The organism is Methanohalophilus sp. RSK (genome assembly GCF_003722075.1).
Classification (GTDB): Archaea; Halobacteriota; Methanosarcinia; order Methanosarcinales; family Methanosarcinaceae; genus Methanohalophilus.
Map to the genome: position 1 here is coordinate 38,786 of NZ_RDSK01000002.1, position 19,926 is coordinate 58,711.

The 19,926-nt window shown below is 41.8% G+C and carries 18 protein-coding genes and 1 tRNA gene; 11 read left to right on the forward strand and 8 right to left on the reverse strand.

The window, feature by feature from the left end; all coding sequences use genetic code 11:
• The first annotated feature begins 58 nt into the window (after positions 1 to 58).
• Positions 59 to 622, forward strand: coding sequence for a class I SAM-dependent methyltransferase (locus tag EFE42_RS01850; RefSeq protein ID WP_123135652.1), 564 nt, complete (start codon positions 59 to 61; stop codon positions 620 to 622).
• Between the two features lie 53 nt (positions 623 to 675).
• Here EFE42_RS01850 and EFE42_RS01855 read toward each other — a convergent pair whose 3' ends face one another.
• The gene (locus tag EFE42_RS01855; protein ID WP_123135653.1) at positions 676 to 1,233 is read right to left on the reverse strand and encodes a flavodoxin family protein; all 558 of its coding nucleotides are present in this window, start codon (positions 1,231 to 1,233) and stop codon (positions 676 to 678) included.
• Between the two features lie 223 nt (positions 1,234 to 1,456).
• Between EFE42_RS01855 and EFE42_RS01860 the strand changes: the two genes are divergently transcribed.
• The 4 genes from EFE42_RS01860 to EFE42_RS01875 all read left to right on the forward strand — a co-directional run bounded on the left by EFE42_RS01860 (position 1,457) and on the right by EFE42_RS01875 (position 4,288).
• Positions 1,457 to 1,864, forward strand: a complete 408-nt coding sequence (locus EFE42_RS01860; RefSeq protein ID WP_123135654.1) for a GerW family sporulation protein — start codon at positions 1,457 to 1,459, stop codon at positions 1,862 to 1,864.
• 87 nt (positions 1,865 to 1,951) lie between these two features.
• Positions 1,952 to 2,515: a DUF2953 domain-containing protein gene (locus tag EFE42_RS01865; protein ID WP_158599172.1), complete on the forward strand. Its 564-nt coding sequence runs from the start codon at positions 1,952 to 1,954 to the stop codon at positions 2,513 to 2,515.
• 85 nt (positions 2,516 to 2,600) lie between these two features.
• On the forward strand, positions 2,601 to 3,110 hold the full coding sequence (locus EFE42_RS01870) for a cytochrome P460 family protein (protein WP_123135656.1): 510 nt from the start codon (positions 2,601 to 2,603) through the stop codon (positions 3,108 to 3,110).
• Between the two features lie 101 nt (positions 3,111 to 3,211).
• A complete protein-coding gene (locus EFE42_RS01875; RefSeq protein ID WP_123135657.1) occupies positions 3,212 to 4,288 on the forward strand; it encodes a (Fe-S)-binding protein in 1,077 nt (358 codons plus the stop codon).
• A 2-nt stretch (positions 4,289 to 4,290) separates the two neighbouring features.
• Here EFE42_RS01875 and pyk read toward each other — a convergent pair whose 3' ends face one another.
• The 3 genes from pyk to EFE42_RS01890 are packed head-to-tail and all read right to left on the reverse strand — an operon-like array spanning position 4,291 to position 7,901.
• On the reverse strand, positions 4,291 to 5,724 hold the full coding sequence (gene pyk / locus EFE42_RS01880) for a pyruvate kinase (protein WP_123135686.1): 1,434 nt from the start codon (positions 5,722 to 5,724) through the stop codon (positions 4,291 to 4,293).
• Between the two features lie 34 nt (positions 5,725 to 5,758).
• A complete protein-coding gene (locus EFE42_RS01885) occupies positions 5,759 to 5,944 on the reverse strand; it encodes a hypothetical protein (protein WP_123135658.1) in 186 nt (61 codons plus the stop codon).
• 4 nt (positions 5,945 to 5,948) lie between these two features.
• Positions 5,949 to 7,901 (reverse strand): diphthine--ammonia ligase, encoded by a 1,953-nt coding sequence (locus tag EFE42_RS01890; protein ID WP_158599173.1) that lies wholly within the window; start codon positions 7,899 to 7,901, stop codon positions 5,949 to 5,951.
• Between the two features lie 291 nt (positions 7,902 to 8,192).
• Here EFE42_RS01890 and tnpB point away from each other — a divergent pair, with 291 nt between their 5' ends.
• The 4 genes from tnpB to EFE42_RS01910 all read left to right on the forward strand — a co-directional run bounded on the left by tnpB (position 8,193) and on the right by EFE42_RS01910 (position 12,114).
• Positions 8,193 to 9,305, forward strand: coding sequence for an IS200/IS605 family element RNA-guided endonuclease TnpB (gene tnpB / locus EFE42_RS01895; protein WP_123135660.1), 1,113 nt, complete (start codon positions 8,193 to 8,195; stop codon positions 9,303 to 9,305).
• Between the two features lie 201 nt (positions 9,306 to 9,506).
• Positions 9,507 to 10,331: a mannosyl-3-phosphoglycerate phosphatase gene (gene mpgP / locus EFE42_RS01900; protein WP_123135687.1), complete on the forward strand. Its 825-nt coding sequence runs from the start codon at positions 9,507 to 9,509 to the stop codon at positions 10,329 to 10,331.
• Between the two features lie 23 nt (positions 10,332 to 10,354).
• Positions 10,355 to 10,885, forward strand: coding sequence for a hypothetical protein (locus EFE42_RS01905; protein ID WP_123135661.1), 531 nt, complete (start codon positions 10,355 to 10,357; stop codon positions 10,883 to 10,885).
• Positions 10,882 to 12,114: a glycoside hydrolase family 15 protein gene (locus EFE42_RS01910; protein WP_233564687.1), complete on the forward strand. Its 1,233-nt coding sequence runs from the start codon at positions 10,882 to 10,884 to the stop codon at positions 12,112 to 12,114. The genes EFE42_RS01905 and EFE42_RS01910 overlap by 4 nt, the downstream gene beginning before the upstream one ends.
• Before the next feature lie 76 nt (positions 12,115 to 12,190).
• Here the strand turns inward: EFE42_RS01910 and EFE42_RS01915 are convergent, their stop codons facing one another.
• The 4 genes from EFE42_RS01915 to EFE42_RS10465 form a co-directional block, all read right to left on the reverse strand.
• Entirely contained in the window at positions 12,191 to 13,615 is a 1,425-nt protein-coding gene (locus EFE42_RS01915) for a ribulose-bisphosphate carboxylase (protein WP_123135663.1), read from the reverse strand.
• A gap of 61 nt (positions 13,616 to 13,676) precedes the next feature.
• Positions 13,677 to 16,502 carry a DEAD/DEAH box helicase gene (locus EFE42_RS01920; protein ID WP_123135688.1) on the reverse strand — a complete coding sequence of 942 codons (2,826 nt, stop codon included), beginning with the start codon at positions 16,500 to 16,502 and terminating at the stop codon, positions 13,677 to 13,679.
• Positions 16,502 to 17,338, reverse strand: coding sequence for a metallophosphoesterase (locus EFE42_RS01925; RefSeq protein WP_123135664.1), 837 nt, complete (start codon positions 17,336 to 17,338; stop codon positions 16,502 to 16,504). Before EFE42_RS01925 ends, EFE42_RS01920 begins: the two co-directional genes overlap by 1 nt.
• A complete protein-coding gene (locus tag EFE42_RS10465; protein ID WP_158599174.1) occupies positions 17,335 to 17,472 on the reverse strand; it encodes a hypothetical protein in 138 nt (45 codons plus the stop codon). Before EFE42_RS10465 ends, EFE42_RS01925 begins: the two co-directional genes overlap by 4 nt.
• Positions 17,473 to 18,127: 655 nt before the next feature.
• Between EFE42_RS10465 and EFE42_RS01935 the strand changes: the two genes are divergently transcribed.
• Positions 18,128 to 18,201: transfer RNA gene (locus EFE42_RS01935), tRNA-Val, on the forward strand.
• Positions 18,202 to 18,446: 245 nt separating this feature from the next.
• Positions 18,447 to 19,913, forward strand: coding sequence for a PAS domain-containing sensor histidine kinase (locus tag EFE42_RS01940; protein WP_255419046.1), 1,467 nt, complete (start codon positions 18,447 to 18,449; stop codon positions 19,911 to 19,913).
• The last annotated feature ends 13 nt before the right edge of the window (positions 19,914 to 19,926 follow it).

Here is a 19,926-nt window from a genome sequence, read left to right on the forward strand (position 1 = left end):
AATTGCAATGTGTAAAATATGGCGAAAAACTAATGAAATAGATTATTGATTATACCGCATGAGCTTTGATAACCCTGGTTTTTTTGAAAAGTTGCGAATGGAAGTGCTCTGGAACCGTCTGGGAAGTTTCCGCTATAAGCAATATATTCAGGGTCTGCAGTTGAAAGGTGATGAAAACATTCTGGATTTTGGATGCGGAGGAGGCGCGGCTTCAAAGCATATAGCAAACGCCCTTTCAGACAGTGGCAATCTTGTTTGCATTGACACCTCTGCTTTCTGGCTGGAGAAAGCAAAAAAACGGATGAAGGACTTTTCCAATGTTGAGTTTGTCTGTGGAAGGATCGAGGATGCAGACCTGCCTGATAATTATTTTGATTCTGTTATCATTCATTTTGTCCTCCATGACATTGAAGAAAAGGACAGGCAGGAAATATTAAATTCCCTTGCAGGCAAACTTAAGGAAACCGGTCTTATCTACATCAGGGAACCAACCAAGCATGACCATGGTATGCCCCCTGTAGAAATAGTAGACCACATGAAAAAAGCAGGTCTTGCAGAACTTTCCGGCAGGCATGGGGAGTATTTCAGATGGCCACATTATACCGGTGTTTTCCGTAAGTAAAAAGTAAATTTATGCCTGTGATATGAAAATACACAGGCAGGAATGTTCGGGAATCAGTCGAGCAATTCTTTTCCGGCAGTTTTTGCCTCGTCCATTAATTCAGTGTTATCTTTCACTGCTGCTGGCTCGTAGTATCCGGCACCAAGCAATGTATTCTTGATTTCCATTCCGAAAAACTGGTTCATCAGTCTTCCAAACTCTTCAAATACCGGTTTGTACTGATTCTTTTCAGGGAATCCCTGTGAACCCACCAATACAAGTTTCTTACCTGCATCGATACGCGGAGAGAAATCCGGGTTAATCAGAGAGTAGAACCTGTCTATGAATGAACGTGCCTGTCCGGTAAACTGGCCAAAATATATCGGCGATCCAAAAACAATACCATCAGCGTCGATAATTGCATCCAGGGCTTTTTCCATATCATCATCAAGTTTGCATCTTTCATGGGCTTTACAGTATCCACATGCCTGACAACCCTGGAAATCCATCTCATTGATATTGAATTTCCTGACATCGGCCCCGTTCTCGGAGGCACCGTCAAGGACTTGCTGTACGAGGACATCTGTATTCCCATCTTTACGTGGGCTTCCTACAAAACCTACAACTTTCATTGTTCCACATCCATCTGGCTTTAAGAATTATTTCCAGTTTCTTTTAGAAACATTATGTGTGTGTAAGTACGTGCTTATATAATTAAGCGTTGTATTCATGCACAGACTTCTGTTTAGTATGTAACTATATTTTCTCATTTCCAGATGATGGTGGAATATCTTTTTAAAGAAAAGTGCCTATCTTCTAATATCAATAAACTATCGAATTTTAGGGAGTGTCAATATGGGAGTAGAAGATGTAATGAAAGAGGTCTCAGGGGAACTTGAACGCCTTGTAAGCACAAAAACCGTTGTAGGAGAAGCGATGGAAGTAGGTGGAAAGACTATCATACCCATCAGCAAAGTATCCTTTGGCTTTGGTAGCGGCGGTGGTGAAGGTAAGAAAAGTGCAACCGAATCGGGCTTTGGTGGCGGCGGCGGGGCAGGTGCAAAAATTGAGCCTGTTGCATTTCTTGTTATATCTGAAGAAGACGTAAAGTTGTTGCGTGTATCCGGCAAAGGCGATATCGATAAGGTCATTGAAGCAGTTCCGGAACTAATCGGGAAATTCAAAGAAATGAAAGGGAAAAAGCATGCCTCTGACAGACCTGAAGAAGTAAAAGAAGAGTCAGATAAAGAGGAAAAAGATTAACCTGTTTCCATTAGGAGACAGGCAATTTAAGTATCCGGGTCTATGTGGCCTATGATTATTTTTTCTGTAATTTTGCTGCTTTTGTTAGTGGCAATTTTATTCTTTTTTGTCGCATTTGATGTGACATTCAGTTTTACATTAGAAAAAAACAGTTACAAAACAAACCTGAAAATAACCTGGTTGGGAATCTCCAGAAATATCAAATCTTCAAGCAATAAAAAAAATGAAGAACAAGAAGATGAAATTAAAACAGATAGTCCGGTAAAAAACAATTCAACTATTGTAAATGATCTGTCATCGTATTCTTCTATTTTCTTTGAGATCAAAAATCCCCTTTTCAGGTTGGTATCAGACACCTTAAAAGCTATCCATTTTCCCTCTTTTTCTCTTGATATGAGATATGGTTTTGATGATCCCGCATATACAGGCATTCTGTGTGGGTTTTTACATGCGGCTCTTGGAATAGTTAAGCGCAGTTGCCTTCAATGCAATTATCAGATTGTTCCCTGTTTTAATAATGAAATTTTAGAAATAGATGCCTCTGGCAGTTTTCGTATCCGGCTGTACAGATTTATTCCGGGTGTACTACGTTTCATTTCCAGAAAGGTTGTGATCAGAAACCTGTGGATATCTTTGAGGAATAAATATTGACCCCCTCAAATGCGAAAATTTAAGCGGCATATTTATCATTCCACAGGACACATTATTTTATAATGGATATTAAGGGGGATTTTATATGAAAAAGACAATGATTGTACTTGCAATCCTGATGAGCATGTTTTTGGTTATCGGTTGTGCAGATTACGGCAATGGTGACGAAACTGCCCAGGAAGACACGGCATCAGTAACTGGTGCTGATGTTTATAGCATGATTACAGAAGATTCCGATTACAGGCAGTGGGACCTCTGGCCGGGTGCCGGGGAATTTTATGAAAGTAGTGGTGCACATGGGGAATTACTCACAACTTATGTAACAGAGGATGCAAGAATCGCAATTGAGAATAGGGAAGGTGTCCTGCCCGAGGGAAGTATTGTTGTTAAGGAAGGATACACATCCGACAGGCAACTCAGCAACATAGTTGTGATGTATAAGGTAGAAGGTTATGATCCGGACCATAATGATTGGTTCTGGGCATCCTATTCACCTGAAGGGGAAGTCCTTGCGGAAGGACAGGTGGATGGTTGCATTAACTGTCACAATTCTGCAAAGGACAATGACTACCTTTTCACCAGTGATATTGGCTGATGTATATTAGCTGATATTTTTCTTATTTTTGTACAACTAATTACTTATTTATTAATATCCGAAAACACAATTTTATAGCAGAAAATATTCAGAGGTAGTTTATGATAAATTTACAGGAACTTGCAGATTCATGTATCGAATGTAACAAATGTCTTGATGTATGTCCTGTTACAAAAGTTACGGGCAATGACTCTTTTACACCCCGGGCTAAAATTTCCCTGCTTGACCGTATTGAGGCAGGAAAAGAACTTACAGAAGAAGAAATGAACAATGTGTATCTTTCTACACGCTGTGGCGCCTGCGATGATGTCTGTCCCGTGGACATTCCAATAACGGATATTATACAGAGGGAGAGACAACTTCTCGCAGAGCAGGGCAGGGAACCGGAGAAAACCGGAAAGATCTGTCAGAACATTCTGGTAAATAATGTGCCGGGCCACATGGATGATGCTCATCGTTTTGACTGGGTAACCAATGATCTGGAAATCGCTGAAAAGGCAGAAATTGCTTACATGGGTGGCTGCTGGGCATCCTTTGCTCAGCCGGAGATTGCACGTTCAACGATCCAATTACTGAATGCTGCAGATATCAGGCCCATGTTACTTGAAGAAGAAAAATGCTGTGGCCTTTTCCTGATTGACAACGGCCATCTGGATGAAGCTGCAGAACATGCACGTAAATATGTGGATTACATCGAATCACAGGGAATAAAAAAACTGGTAGTCTCATGTCCGGGATGTTATGAGGTTATCGGGAAAGAGTATGCAAAATTAGGCAAAAAACCGGAATTCGAAGTGGTATTTTCTCTTGACCTCTTCAGTAATCTTGTCAGTAAAGGCAGATTGCAGCCACGAAAGACCACGGGTACGGTCTCTCTGAGGGATGCATGTCCCATGAGAAAGGAAAAGGATGTTCCCAGACAATTGATTTCAGCGATGGGTTATTCCATAGAAGAACTGTTTGAAGGTACGGTTTGTTGTGGTGCACCTGCCGGTGTCAAACCTAATTTCCCGGAAATATCCGGTAAAATAGCAAATCTAACCCTTGAAAATCTTCAGGAAAGCAACACACTTGTGAGCTACTGTCCCTTTTGCCAGTATCATCTGGAAAGTGTTTCAGGAGAGCCAAAACCAGCGATAAAAGACATCTCTACGTTACTTGCAGAACAAACGCTTTAAAATCATTCAATCTGTAAGATTTTCAGCATGTTGGTACCTCCCGGCTTACCGGGAGATTGCCCTTCTGTGAACACTATGAGATCGCCAATCGATGCTATCTGATTTTCTTTCAGCAATGTAGAGGCAGTTTGTTCCCAGCTGCCACCTTTATTCGGGGAATATATAGGATAAACCCCATATGAAAGGGCAAGGGTTTCACATATTTCCTGTCTTCTGCTCATAGCGAATATCCAGCAATCGGGTTTAAGTCGGGAAATCCTGCGCGGAGTCTGGCCGGAAATGGTGGGTGTTACAGTGTGATCTACTTTCAAACGTTTGATGGCCTGGTAAACCTGCAGGGCAATAACATCACTTACTGACATGGTAAGTTCATCGATGCCCTTTGTAAGCAATTCAGTTCCCCAGCCAGTTTCATTTCTCCATTTTTCGGTCCTTGAAGCGATTCCAGTCATCATCAACACGGTTTCAATCGGATATTTTCCGACTGCCGTTTCCCCGGATAACATCAGGGCATCGGTTCCGTCAAGTATTGCATTGGACACATCAGTGGCTTCTGCACGTGTGGGACGAATATTTTCTGTCATTGATTCAAGCATATGTGTTGCGGTAATGACAGGTTTACCCCGCAGATTTGCCTTATGTATAATCTCTTTTTGCAAAACCGGTACTTGCTGGATCGGGGTTTCCACTCCCAGATCCCCTCTTGCAAGCATTATAGCATCGGTATGGCCAAGAATATCATCTATGTTTTTTACCGCTTCTTCCCTTTCTATTTTTGCCACGACATAAATGGACTCACCATGCTGCTGGGCAAATTGTCGCAACTTTTGAATATCAGATGCATTTTCTACAAATGAGAGACTGAATATGTTTACTCCTTCCTCCAGGGCAAACTTCATGAATCTCAGGTCACCATCAGTAACAGCATCCAGAAAGATGCGGGAGCCTGGCAGATTTACTCCTTTGTGGGATGTGAGATAACCCCCGATTTCAACCTTGCATTCTACCCCTTTATCGGTATTACCCAAACATCTAAGCTGGATAAAACCATCATTGAGAAATACATTGCTTCCCGGGCTAACACTCTCATAAAGCCTTTTGTAATTTACCGGTATGATGTTTTTCCCACCTTCTATATCCAGAGGGGTAAGATAAACAGTATCCCCCTTTTCAAGAGTTAAAGGTTCGTTTTCCAGGTGTCCAACCCTTATTCTGGGGCCGGGCAGGTCGGCAAGGATGGCCACAGTCACTCCCAATTCAGTTGATAAACTACGGATCCTGTGAATAACTTCCCTGTGTTTTTCCAGCTCACCATGAGAAAAATTAATCCTGGCTACATTCATCCCCTTAAGTATCAATTGCCGAAGTACAGGTTCGGGACTGGAAGCCGGGCCAATAGTGCATACAATTTTGGTACGGTGATCTGGTAATTTCATATTTATACTCATGTGTTTGTAAGGAAGTCAACTATTACTCTTCTTCCTTTTTGGATGTGGTGCTCTTGCACCATTCTTTCATCTCGCGGTCAGCTTCTGTTGTTTCCTCTTCATCACTGCTTACAAGTTCACACCAGTCATCGATTTCCTCTTCAGCAGTTTCCCCCGGCTCTTCTTCCTTTTTCTTAATCGGTTTTGGTTCATTTGATGGTGTAGGCATATAATCACTCCCTTTGTACCCTGTCCTTTTGTACAAGTATAGCATCCTCTATATTAAGGCGTGCAGTATACTCATCAATATCTATGATAGTGCTCTTTTTTATTTCTATTCTTTTGGAGTAGAGGGGACAGTCAAGAACGAAACTTTCAAATTCTCCTCCTTCTCCGGCGACATTCAGCCCGATTGTATCATTTAGTTTTACCAGTTCATCGATCTCATTTTTGGTAATTTCCTTACCCAGCCACTTGCTGCTTAAACCATAAGCTGCTATGCTACTGAATAGAAAATGAAATTTTTCTTCCAGCAATTTGCGCATTTCTTCTTCCTGATCCATATGCCATAGAGGTGAATACGCATTCATTCCGAGTTCTGAACAGATACCTTCTATTCGCTCTTTCTGGTAAGTTGAATACAGGGCACCGGTTACAACTCCTTCGATCCCATACTCTTTCTTTGCCTTCTCGATTGCTTTTTTCAAGTCATCAAGCTCAACTTCCTTTTCCCCTGCTGTCTCCTGTTCCAGAAGGGGGATTCCCATGGCTTCGGATTGCAGGAATGCCATATTGATGTTGGGTGTATGGAACATATAGGAATCCGGATTTTGGCTTTTGACTGTGATCAGGCATTTGATCGGATAACCTGCATTTTCCATTTTGTACATTGCAAAGTGACAATCTTTTCCCGAACTGAACAGTACTCCCAGTTTGGGTTTGTAGTTTTTTTCCATGTTCTTCAGATAATCCGTTTTGTTTTTATAACCAGCTCGTTTTGCAAGTTTTTCGATAGCCCTGTCAAACTTGCTCCCATACTGGGCAGCCTTTTTATTTCTGAGTGCAAACTCTGCAGGAATTCCGGACCTTTCAGCCACCTGGCGCAGTATCATCTTATTGCCTTTTTCATTAAGTTTAAGGGCAGCAGGGATCCCCAGAGCATATTCTGCAACTTTTCTGTTCAGGAAAGGGGAGCGTAAGTCCAGCTCCAGTTCGGATGCAATCAATCCGTCTCTGTAAGTATCTTCCAGATGGATATTTAGTGTATCTTTCAGACATTCATTGTTCAGGTCAGTTGCTTTTTTGTGCCTGTTATAACCACCGAACATTTCATCTGCCCCGCTACCCGTGAAAAGAACGTTGATTCCATCCTCTTTTGCTGCCCGGGCTGCTATATAAGTTGGCAGGGCAACCCCCACCATGGGTACACTTGTAGTTTCTATCAGGGGAACGAGTTTTTTCAGGATTTCTCCTGTCTCCTCAAAAGATACTTCAATAACTTTCAGGGGCAACTCCAGCTCGTTTGCTATTTTTTGTGCATGCTGTACATCGGGTGCTTGTATTTCACTTTCAAGGCCTGCTACATAGCAACAGATAGTTTGGTTGCTATATTTTTTACACAACATACTTACAAGTGTGGAATCCACACCTCCTGAAAACAAAATTCCTATCTTAGAAGGAGGAAGACACCTGCTGATAGAATCCCCAAGCAGTCCATATAATTGTTCTATTATTTCATCGGGTTGTTTTGTTGCAGGTTCAACAGATGGTTTCAGTTCATAGTTGCTGTATGTATGTAATGTCCCCTTTTCTGTATCATAGCTAAGGGTACTTCGCGGGTCAACTTTTTCAATATTATAGTAACCAGTCATTTCAAGATATTTCTTTTCGGATGCAACCGCAAAGCCATCTTCTGTAGAATACCAGAGAGATTTCACTCCTAAAAGGTCAGTTGCGCAGGTAATCCACCTATTGCTTCTTGTTATAAAAGCAAAACCACCAATTACGTCTCTCTTAATATCTTCGATATACAGTCCCGGAGCTTGCAGTTTTCCATTTACATCTGTCAGGAGAGTATTCAGTTTCTCTGCAAGAACATGTGATTTGCTTTCACATAAACCATTATCTATAATTGTTGTTGATGGTTTTTTATTTCCATTTGTATTGGATTTTCCTTGTATCTTCATTAATAAATGATTTGCAGTGGGCATTATAATTTCAGTTTGTCTTTTCCCGATTTTATCAATGATGTTATTTTTTGTTGCAATACTCATATGGGAGTTGAATATTGAAATTAGCTTTTGCATCATGTGAAGTAAGACCTGTCTACTTATTATTTCTTGTCCATGTAATTGGTAAACGTTGTCGTTGTTTATCTGAATAAGCAGAAGACTCCTTCCGTGATGTAGGAGGTGAATGCGTCTTTTTGTTGTTTTAGCACAAAGTATAAATAGTGTCAAATGCACAAGTAAATATACATGTTAAAAGCCTACAAATATAGAATGTATCCTACAAAACAGCAAGAAGAAATGTTTAGCAAGCATTTCGGATGTGTGAGGGTAATCTATAATTGGGCGTTAGAACAGAAAATTAAAACTTATGAACAAGATGGGAAAGCGATATCCAGATTCACATTAAATAAAACGATTCCAACATTGTATGAAGATAGGAAATGGTTGAAAGAGGTTAATTCACAATCTTTGCGTGGAGCTACTCTTAATCTGGATAATGCGTTTACTAAGTTTTTCCGTGAGAAAAAGGGTTTTCCTAAATTTAAATCGAAGAAAAATCCAGTACAATCATTTTCTGTTCCACAACATTATGAGGTAGATTTTGATGGTAACAAAGTGAAACTTCCAAAAATCGGATGGATAAAAACAAAGTTGCACAGATGTTTTGAAGGTTATTTGAAAACTGCAACAATATCGAAAACACCATCAGGTAAATATTTCATTAGTATTCTTGTAGGTAATGAAAAAAATTTGCCTGATAAACAGGATTTTGATGAAAATAGTACGGTTGGTATTGATGTTGGAATTAAGGATTTTGCCATCATGTCTAACGGCGAAAAAATAGATAATCCCAAGCATCTTAATAATTCAATAAAATGTTTGAAAGTATTGCAAAAGCGTCTCTCACGAAAACAAAAAGGTTCAAAAAACAGAGAAAAAGCAAGACAGGAGATATCAAAGCTTCATGAGAAAATCGCAAATCAGAGAAATGATTTCCAGCATAAATTAACTTCCAGATTAATTAGCGAAAACCAAGCGATTGCACTGGAAACATTAAACGTATCTGGAATGTTGAAAAATCATAAACTTGCACAATCCATTAGTGATGTATCATGGAGTTCTTTTGTAACCAAATTGGAATATAAAGCAGAATGGTATGGCAAAAGCATATTGAGAATTGGACAATTTGAGCCATCTTCTAAAATATGCAATGTATGTGGGTATCATAACAAAAACATTACACTTGCAGACCGTAAATGGCAATGTCCTGATTGTGGTGAAACCCATGACAGAGATGTCAATGCTGCAGTTAACATTAAAAAGTTTGCCTTAAATAAACAGAATTTAGTAGGTATTTGAAGCACCGTAGGAACTACGGGGAGAGCCTGTGGACTTGTTTCCGTCAGGAAAAAGAATGAAGCAGGAAGCACCATGCTTAAGCGTGGTGTAGTTCACATACTTCTTCTTACAAATGGAATCTACAGAGACAATAATAGCAATCAGATATGTTTGCAGGGCCTTGGTACTCTAAATGTGATACCTATGTGGGAGTGTTCAAAAATGGAATATATTATTTTTACTGATCTTGATGGTACATTGATTGATCATGATACCTATTCATATGAAGCTGCCCTTGATGCAATAAAATTGATTGATCAAAAGGATATTCCCCTGATTTTCTGTACCAGTAAGACCCGCGCTGAAATAGAGGTTTACGTTAAGGAACTAAATATTCATCATCCTTTTATTTCTGAAAACGGTGGGGCTATTTTCATCCCCCGTGGCTATTTCAATGTGGACTTTGAGTACACAAGTGAAAATGGGGATTATGAAATAATTGAACTTGGAACCCGCTATGAAGAGCTTCGCAGGGTACTTTCGATTATTCGAGATCGTACCTCTCTTCCAATTACTGGTTTTGGTGACCTGGATGCTGCAGAGGTAAGTAAGGATACAGGCCTGGACATTGAATCAGCAACCCTTGCCAAAAGCAGGGAATACGATGAAGCCTTTAAAATGGAAGACGATGCAGGAACGGAACTGCTCAAAGAGCACATTCTTGCACAGGGATTGAATTTCACCAGAGGGGGAAGATACTGGCATTTGATGGGGGATAATGACAAAGGAATGGCAGTTTCTATCTTGACTGAATTATACAGGAAAATTCATCCCTCTGTGGTTAGTGTAGGGCTTGGAGATAGCCAGAATGACCTGCCCATGTTAGAGACGGTGGATGTGGCTTTTCTTGTCCAGAAACCAGGTGGTAAACATGATCCGGCGATTAAGGATGATGATATAAACAGGGTTGAAGGGATAGGCCCTGTTGGATGGAACCGTGCAATTCTTAAATTAATCGGATCTAATGGGAACAGGGATACAGTTTGATCTTAAAATAAGGGGGAAATATTGTGATACGACTTGAAAATATGCTTCCCAAGGCTTTTCTTGTGGGCATTATAGAAATGGTGGATTTGGTAGGGCCGGAAAAGACCTACCACTGGATTGAAGCTATTGGTAATAGGCTTGCTGAGATTGAAGGTCCAGGATTTGAGGGTGCAAGGGACGACAACATAAACTATTTGCCTGTATGCCCATTTGGCAATGACCTTGTAGAGTTTATAGAAATATACGGGGAAAGGCCAGAAGAATACCAGCAACTAATTGATTTTGTAAAGGATCAGAAAGAACAATCTGAAGAAGGGTGGAATTATCCTGCACTTTCCAGTGTCGTGGGGATATTGCATCATATCTACAGTAAAAGACGTGCTGAACTGGCAGGTGCAAAACTCCTTAATCTGGGTAGTAAATCACCTGTAAGTGAAACTAAAGAATATAATGAGCAGGCTATTGCAAGGTCCGGTATCTCAAAGGATGAAGTTTCCGGCTATCTTGATAAATCGTTTTGCGTATCTAAAATCGAATATCCTGAAGAGGAGTGATCCTATTGAATTATCTGGAAGCCCAGAGGCTTTATGAAAACAGTGTCAAGATTCTTAGTGAAAACCAACATGAAAAGGGTGGATTTTATGCAAGTCCTCCCGGTACAAGATATCCTTTCATTTACCCCAGGGATCATTCGATGGATATCCTTGGTGCAATAGATGCTGATCTTATGGATCAGGCTCGCAAAGGGCTCGAATTTATGTTGAATGCCCAGAAACCCCTGGGTGAATTTTCCCAGCGATATGATATAGACGGTAATGATGCAAGTTACAAGGATTTGCAGATAGACGGAAACGGTCTTATCCTTTATGCGCTGGGGAAGTATTTCGAGGCCACAGGAGGGTCATTTTTTGATAAGATGGCTGATAAGAAATTTATCGAAGAGTACTGGCCTGTAATTGAAAAAGCAGTCGGTTTTATCCTGATGAATAAAAATGAAGAAGTCGATCTTATCCATACAGTAAACAGTATTCATGAATATCCTGCTTATGAGCATGGTTTTGAGATGTATGCCAACTGTGCATGCTGTGCGGGTGTACTGGAAGCTGTGAAGATGGGGGAAGCCCTGGGTAAGGATGTCTCAATGTGGAAGGAAGAAGGGGGAAAGGTCAGGAATGCCATCATGACACGTCTTTACAGTCCACGCAGGCGTTCCTTTATAAAATGTATCCGTGTGAAGGATAAAAGCAGTAACCCAATAGGTTATGATGCATTTGCCTCCAGTGTTATTGATGTGGATGCTGTGGAATATGCACCTGCCTATTTTGGTCTCCTCCCGGATTCGGATGTTAAAATAAAGTCTACTGTAAAACGAATTCATGATAATTTATGGGATAAGGAAATTGGCGGCCTGAACCGCTACCCTGAACACTGGGATCGGAATAATGGTGGCTATGGTCCATGGTGTCATTTTACCTGTGAACTTGCAAATCATTTCATAAATATTGATCAAAAAGAAATGGCAGAAATGTACCTGGGATGGGTGGTTGATATGGCTCATGAGTACCAGTTACCTGAACATATTTCAACCATAGAACGGTTTGAGATGTGGCTGGAGGATTATACCAATGCCAAAATTCTCAGGGACAGCAAGATGAAGATGATAGAACACGTCCGTGCTCACCCCAAGTGGAATGATGGACTTGCATACGTCACTATTCCACTGATATGGCCTCATGCCGAATATATACGGACCTACAAAAATTACATGAATAAGTACGGCTGATCTTTTTTGCTGCGAAGCCGTTATTTTCGGCCCGCAGCAGTTGCACGCACAGGACGTCCTTTTCAATTATATGATGTCATTTTTCCGGGAAGAATTCAATAGCCTGTGCAAGTTCCCTGTGATTTTTGGCATAATCCTTGATATCGATCCCCTGCAGATAGGCATCACATGCCTGTATCAGTGCTTTTGCTCCTGATCGGGTTCCTTCCGGATGGGCATGCACTCCTGATCCCATGGTCGTGATGAAATCAACGTTACCCATTACATCGATGAAGGGCTTCAGCCTGACCGGGTTCAGTCCACCGGAAACAATGGGACAACATTTTTTCATGCCTCTCCAACTGTCTTTTTCCAGGATAAGGTGATGGGCTATGTCTTCATTCACAAGTTCTATGGCATCCTTATCCGTTTCCATGATCTTGGCCCAGCTCTGTTCGAAGAAATGGCCATGTGAACTCAAATACTGGATGCCATGGGCTGCAACAACATCTTCCTCAGGAGTTCCTTTCATCTTTCCGACTCCTGCGGTACCCGTATGGATGCCGGAGGCGCCTGCCAGACGTGCGAATTTAGACAGTACCAGCACGGAAAAACCTATGGGATTTTCCGGGCGTGTGAAGGCACCGTGAGCTGCCCTGTGGAAATGCAGGAAAACATCTGGATACCGCCTTCTGATTGTCTGGATAGCCATCCACCCGGCGGTAATACCGTCGATGAGGAAAGCATAACTTCCGGGTTCAAACCCTGCATTCCTGATCATTTCGCAGCGCTCGATCATGGTGTCAAAGTCCGGTGCCGAGACGTTGAATGAATGCACCTTTTTTTTCCCCGTCTCCTTTACTGCTTTGTCCATGGCTTCTTTAACGTGCTTTACCATCTTGTCATAGGGGCAGAAGTCCTGATTTGCCTGTGGTTCATCATTCTTGACAAAATCCCCGCCACCTGCCCAGAAGTCATAGCAGACTTCGGCATATTCGGCAGATGTCAACCCCATCTTGGGTTTCACGATGGTACCGAGAATAGGCCTGTCGTAAACTCCGAGATAACTGCGCATATCATCGACTGTGAAACCGGGCCCGTCATATTGTTCAAGCATTGAGGGAGAAAACCAGACATCCAGCAGTTTGAGGGCTGATATCTCTTTCATTCCCAGGACGTTTCCCACGATGTAGGTCAGGATGTTCTGTACATTGCCTCCACGGTCAAAAAGTCTCCAGGGATAGGCTATCCACACAAGTTCCCTTTCCAGGTCCATCTGGTAGACCAGGGCATTCATGACCTTTGAGAACTTCGTCTCGGTATTTACCCTGAAATTCGTACCCGTTGATGATTCCGCTGCGATTTCAGCTGCTGCCTGTAGCATATTCATCTCCCCGCCGGGAACTAGCCTGAAAACCGTAAGCAGGTATTCACCGTTGGTCGGGTCGGGCAATTCGAGGTTCACATAGCCTTGCTGTTTGGGATTTAATGACTGGACTAACTCTTCAATAGTTGAGCTCATAATAAGAATAACAGTTTGTAATCTATTTTAGTTTTTGGAAGGAAACAAAATGCAGACTTCATTAACCCCAAAACCGTTTTGTTTTAGCGTAGTTGCGTTCGGCTTCCATGATGTCCCTGTAGAAACCTTCCTCATCCACCTGCATCTTCTGTATAATACGGGTGGCGGTTTCAGGGCCAACCCCACGGCTTGCCAGGGCCACAACCGCAGTCCTTCCCTGTGTCATTACGATGTTGGCATTGCGAAATACTTTATGGATGCGTTTTTGGTCCTCTTTTGAATCCATTCGATCTTTTTTCTTAACCAGTTTAATCTCTTCTTCCTCCCAGGGTTTCAGGGCAGCTACCATTTTAGATTCACATATAGGGCACACAATGTTCTCAGGCACATTTTTCACTTTGCGACGGGATACCCATTTAGTACAGTGCACACAGAACAGGATTACCCTGTCATTTTCAATACGGTTTTTCAGTGCTGTTATGATCGAACCTTCAGCTCTTTCCGGTGCTATCAGGTCTTTTTTCGCATCGAATCCCGCTCCTCCCAGAGGGGATGGAGGGCCTGTTGCGATGTTGATTTCTCCCTGCTGCACCTTTTCCAGTATCTCCTTTGTGCGACTTACATCCAGCATATTGTGGAAAATCTCTCTTAATACCTCATCGTACATAGCCGAGTTTTCGTAAATGTCGATAAGTTTTTTCATGCTGATCTTGTCGTAGTCCACTTCTTTGCTGATGGCACCGAATTTGCGGGCTACCTGCACCATTTTCCATTTCAAAAGGGAGGTATTTTTCAGTGTCATCTCCAGGATAGGTTCCACGTGTTCGGGAAGTGTATCGGCTATCATGGAACGTATCTGTTCGGCACGAAAACTTACCGGCAAGGCTAGTTTGATGCGATAGGGATCTGTTTCCTGTCCCACACTGCTGCCAAACCGGGCCGCAAGCAGGGCTGTCAGTACCTTGCCCAGGGTTTCGTTGGTATTGTGCCCGAAACATGCATTGATAACCATTCCATCCTCTTCCTTCTCGATAATGACCTGTCGGTCATGTGGCATAGGGCATTCCTGATCCACATGTTTTTTGATTAGCCGGAAAAACCCATCTGCTGAATATTTGTCCACAGGATAGCGTTCCATCAATGTATTGATGATTTGCTTCTCTTCTGCACCTGTTGTAATAAGGTCTGCAGTTTCCCGGCGCAGTTTCCCGACTTCCTGTGCTACCTCGAAGGGAACGGGTATTTCCTCCCCGACCCAGCTGGGGATTTCCCCCATACTTCTCACCGGTTCAACTTTTATGCGCCCTCGTTCAGGATCGAGTTCCAGTACTCTCCACACCTCTCCCCGCGTTATGAAAATCGCTCCGGGATTGGCAAAGTTTACCACAAAAGCTTCATCCAGTGTTCCGACCGCCTTGCCGGTGACGATATCATAAACCTCGAACTTCCTCTCATCCGGGATCATGGAAAGGTTCTGGTAGTAATACTGCCAGCTCCTTTTGCGCCGACTGATGATACTGGAACCTTTATCCCGCCACACAAGCCTGTTGTATGTTACCTGCTCCACGATCTTTTCCAGTGCCTGCAGGCTCATGTCTTTGAAAGGGTAGGTTCGCCTGAGAATGGAAAGTATACGGGGAATCTCTATATCCCCGAAGTCCAGCACGATACCTGAAAGCTGGTTGGCGATTACATCCAGGGCCCCGCTCTGGGGAGAAATGTCCTCCACCCGACCTTCTCTGGCGGCTCCAACGATGGCCATACTTTCGGCGATATCATCAAATTCCAGTGCAATTATCGTTCCTTCCGAAATTTCATGAATGCGATGTCCTGCTCTGCCAACCCTTTGCAGCAGCCGGGCAACCTGTCTGGGAGAGCCATACTGGATTACATGATCCACACTGCCGATATCGATTCCCAACTCCATTGAGGATGTACAGATCAGGCCTCGCAAATCCCCGTTCTTGAAGTTCTCTTCCGCTTCCAGACGGGCTTCATAGGACAGGGAGCCGTGGTGTACCCCGATGGGCAAGTCCAGCATCCTGAAACCCGATGCAAGCACTTCGGCACTCTGGCGCGTGTTGACAAAAATCAGGGTGGATTTTTTCTGCATTACAATATTCTGAATACAACGCAGATGTGTGGCCAGTTCCGCAGAACATCCTATTTTACGTGCTGTTTTGAGATATTCATCCTCCATGTGAGGGGTGACCACGTTGAACTTGAGCAGGCTGAGCATTTCCACTTTTACTACCTGCATGTCCCTTTCTGCCCCTGCAAGGAAAGCTGCCACAACATCAGGATTACCAACTGTTGCAGAAAGGCCTATTCTCTGGAATTCGCCTGATAATTCTACCAGTCTTTCCAGCCCGATAGCCAGCTGTGCTCCCCTTTTGGATTCGGCAAGTTCGTGGATCTCATCTACCACGATAAAACTCACATCTTCCAGATTTTTGCGCAGCCTTTTACCTGTAAACATTGCCTGCAGGGTTTCAGGAGTGGTAATCAATAAGTCCGGAGGGTTTTTTGATTGTTTCTGGCGCTCATACTGGCTGGTATCCCCGTGTCGCACCATGACTTTGATATCGAGTTCCTGGCCCCACCATTGTATGCGGTGTAGCATATCACGGTTCAGAGCCCTCAGGGGTGTTATGTAGAGAGCAGAAATGCCTTTCCTGTCATCTGGTTTTTTGGCAAGGATGTGATCAAAAAGAGGCAGGATTGCAGATTCGGTCTTTCCCGAACCGGTGGGTGCAATAAGCAGGACGTTCTTGCCTTCCAGGATAGGTGGAATGGACTCTTGCTGGGGTTGGGTGGGTGTATGGAATTGCTGTTTTGCAAGGGCCTTTCTGATATTAGGGTGCAACTGGCCAAAGACCGTATCCATCATCGCCCTCGCCTCCTTTTGCCTGTGCGCTTTTTTGTAATACTGAGTTTTTTAATATCCTTCAGTTTGCCCATGTACATTCCATCAAGCAGGTAGATATCCGCATTTGATACATCAATGGAACCCGAAGAGAATGCAGGCCCGAGCAGGTCATCAAGAATAGCTTCGTTAAAAGCTACCCCTCCACAGAGTTCATTGAAAGCAGGAATAACTACAACATCAGGTTGTGTGTCACTTTCCGGTATTTCAACACCGATCTTTTCAAAATGGTTTTTTAGTTTTTCATGATTCAATTTAGTTTTCACCCAGACCTGTTCGGATGTGGAATATCCCAGGCTGTCGGTGATTCGCAGGGTCGGATGATTGTGGGCTACAATTAAATGCTCTGCTGTGATGAGTTTTGGATCGGGCCATGTATGGCCATGGAAGTATCCAACCCCCTCTATTATGTCACCTCTGGAGGGATGAAGGTGAATACGTTTGTTTTTTGGCAGCAGGAATTCAATCCCTCCGTCATGATTTCCCGGGAAAATATCGACTTCTGCATGCAGGGCAAGCCTTTCGAGGAACATGGGGATTTCATCCCGCTCCTGCCATGAAATTTGCGGTACATTGTGTTTTATATCCCCCAGCAGTATTATCCTGTCGGGTTTGGTCTGTTCGATATAACCCTCTATCTTTTTGAGTCGTCTTTCAAGACCGCTGGGAACCAGGAAACCACTGTTGTAGAGGTCCCATTCGATACCTATATGGAGGTCTGAGAGTACAAGGTTGTGGGATTGACCCTTTACCAGCAGGGCAGGTTCATCCACAAGCGGCTCGATCTCAATTGTCATTTATTCCTTTCCCGGGCGTTGTTTTTTTTCAAGTTCATCAAGGAGAATAGGAACATTGTTTCTCCTACAAGTACAAGTAATCCGCCTAATTTTGTGGACATGCTTTTTTGTTGTGGTAATATTTTATCGAACATAATCCATTTCTCCCTTAGTAATAATGACACCTGTTATATGATTATTTTTTCAGAAAGTAGAAACCTGACAATTATCATTTTTCCTAATTGTATATTTGATTGTCGCGCATAATATTGTACCGAATTGACAGATATCACCATTGATACATTTTTATCAACCTCAGAGCACCAATTTATGGTTATGAGGAAGAAAACGACCGCTATCAGGTAATCGAATCCAGAATAGAGGAAGAACTTGGCCGGGCTCCTGAAACATATGCACTGGCTGCATATGATGCTCTCTGGCTGGCTACATTCGTGGATCTCGATGCAGTGCCTGAGAATGGATGAAAGCACAAAACTGGCAATGAATACCCTTTTCCGATACGTATTTCGGTGTCACCGGCTGGACAAAACTGGATGAAAATGGTGACAGGGTACACTGGGATCACGACATCTGGGCAATCAGTGAAAATAATGGAAATTACGAATGGAAACTTGATGCCAGGTATCAGGTCGATCCCGGAGAAGAAGGTAAATTGATGTACATTGAATAAAAGTGGTATCTCTCACCACACATTTTTTTTATATTTCTATAAAATTGTCTTCTCCTATTTTCTAAGCCGTCGAAAACCTTATATTTTATTGTGGTTCACTTAGGTAAATATCTTTTTATGGGCCCGTAGTCTAGCCGGTTATGACGTCGCCTTCACACGGCGGAGATCCTGGATTCGAATTCCAGCGGGCCCACTGTACTCTTTGTTGGTTTCTGATAGGGATTCCTGTAATGATTCGAGTTGATTATCTAAATTTTGTATTCTCCTTTCAAGGCTATATTCCTTTTTTGGTTGTACAATGCATGAGCAAAATATTATTAGGCATAGCATACTTAATATATATATAAATATAAATAAGATGATCTTTAATGTGTGCTTTGCGAAATCGACGTTTGTATCAATGGTTGTAAAATTATGGAATTTAATACATAGTCATCAATTGAAAATAATGAAGATCAGTACGTAGCAGGCTATAATGCTCGATTTTATGAGGCCTTGTTTCAAAACAATTTAAACCCTATTGCTGTTATCGATATACAGGGCAATTACATAAAAGCAAATGATGCTTTTTGCAATTTTGTTAATGTCCAATCTCAAGATCTGTTAAAAATGAATATTAGTAATTTCTTGCCTACAAATCAGGAAAATGTGGATTTAGAAGAACATTTTAGATTATGGGAAATTGGTGGGACCATAGAAACCTCATATCTGGTTCATGATGAAATTAAAACTCTTGAACTTACACTTACACTAATAAAATACAGAGGAGCTAAATATGTTCTAGGTGTAGGTCGTGACATAACTTCACAAAAAAGAGCATATGAGGACCTAAAGAAAAGTGAAGCAAGAAATACCTCTATCAACCAAGCTTTGCCAGATTTAATTTTTGAAATGGATGCAAAAGGGAATTTCATAGACTATAATGCACCTGATGATGAAGATTTACTGCTACCACCTGATGCTTTTCTAAACCAAAACATAAAAGACATATTTCCTAATCAAATTGCATCTATTACGATGGAAAACATTGACAAAACACTTAGTGAAAAACATATTCATGTATATGAATATGAGATTGAAACGGATGGAGACAAAAAAATATTTGAATCTCGAATGATACCCAAAGAAGACACAACAGTATTGGCAATTGTTAGGGACATAACTAAAAGGAGAGAAGCAGAAAAATTACTTATTCAGGAAAAAATCGTTGCAGAAAATGCAAATAAAGCCAAATCGGAATTCCTTGCTAACATGAGCCACGAATTGCGCACACCACTCAATTCAATTATTGGTTTTTCTCAAATTTTATCTAAAAACAAAGCAAATAACCTTGATAATAAAGAGCTCAAATATCTATCCAATATCCATAAAAGTGGTAAACATCTCCTGGAATTAATTAATGATATACTTGATATATCAAAAATTCAAAATGGAAAAATGGAATTTTATCCAGAATTACTTGATATATCGGATATTTGTGATGAGGTCTGCCCAATAATACATCCTCTGGTTGAAGAAAAAAGCATATCTCTGGAATGTGAAGTACAACAATCTGGACGGCTTATAAAAGCTGATAAATCCAAATTCACTCAAATTTTGCATAATCTGCTCAGTAATGCAGCTAAATTTACTCCTGAAAATGGAAAAATCTGTATTGAATTTAAATCCATCAATGATAATTTACAGGTAGCAGTGAGCGATACAGGTATAGGTATACCAGAAGAACAGCAAAGATGTATATTTGACTCTTTCAAGCAAATTGATTCATCGGCTTCAAGGGAATATGAAGGAACAGGATTGGGTCTGGCCCTGGTAAAAGAATATGTTGAAATGCATGGTGGGAATATCTGGGTTGAAAGTGAAGTTGGGCATGGAACTACTTTTATTTTTACCATTCCAACTTAAGGTATATTTGAAT

Excerpts from the sequence above, each read along its gene's own strand:
- EFE42_RS01850 (WP_123135652.1), top strand. The coding sequence starts at position 59 with ATGAGCTTTGATAACCCTGGTTTTTTTGAAAAGTTGCGAATGGAAGTG.
- EFE42_RS01855 (WP_123135653.1), bottom strand. The coding sequence starts at position 1,233 with ATGAAAGTTGTAGGTTTTGTAGGAAGCCCACGTAAAGATGGGAATACA.
- EFE42_RS01860 (WP_123135654.1), top strand. The coding sequence starts at position 1,457 with ATGGGAGTAGAAGATGTAATGAAAGAGGTCTCAGGGGAACTTGAACGC.
- EFE42_RS01870 (WP_123135656.1), top strand. The coding sequence starts at position 2,601 with ATGAAAAAGACAATGATTGTACTTGCAATCCTGATGAGCATGTTTTTG.
- EFE42_RS01875 (WP_123135657.1), top strand. The coding sequence starts at position 3,212 with ATGATAAATTTACAGGAACTTGCAGATTCATGTATCGAATGTAACAAA.
- pyk (WP_123135686.1), bottom strand. The coding sequence starts at position 5,724 with ATGAAATTACCAGATCACCGTACCAAAATTGTATGCACTATTGGCCCG.
- EFE42_RS01885 (WP_123135658.1), bottom strand. The coding sequence starts at position 5,944 with ATGCCTACACCATCAAATGAACCAAAACCGATTAAGAAAAAGGAAGAA.
- EFE42_RS01890 (WP_158599173.1), bottom strand. The coding sequence starts at position 7,901 with ATGAAGATACAAGGAAAATCCAATACAAATGGAAATAAAAAACCATCA.
- tnpB (WP_123135660.1), top strand. The coding sequence starts at position 8,193 with ATGTTAAAAGCCTACAAATATAGAATGTATCCTACAAAACAGCAAGAA.
- mpgP (WP_123135687.1), top strand. The coding sequence starts at position 9,507 with ATGGAATATATTATTTTTACTGATCTTGATGGTACATTGATTGATCAT.
- EFE42_RS01915 (WP_123135663.1), bottom strand. The coding sequence starts at position 13,615 with ATGAGCTCAACTATTGAAGAGTTAGTCCAGTCATTAAATCCCAAACAG.
- EFE42_RS01920 (WP_123135688.1), bottom strand. The coding sequence starts at position 16,502 with ATGGATACGGTCTTTGGCCAGTTGCACCCTAATATCAGAAAGGCCCTT.
- EFE42_RS01925 (WP_123135664.1), bottom strand. The coding sequence starts at position 17,338 with ATGACAATTGAGATCGAGCCGCTTGTGGATGAACCTGCCCTGCTGGTA.
- EFE42_RS10465 (WP_158599174.1), bottom strand. The coding sequence starts at position 17,472 with ATGTTCGATAAAATATTACCACAACAAAAAAGCATGTCCACAAAATTA.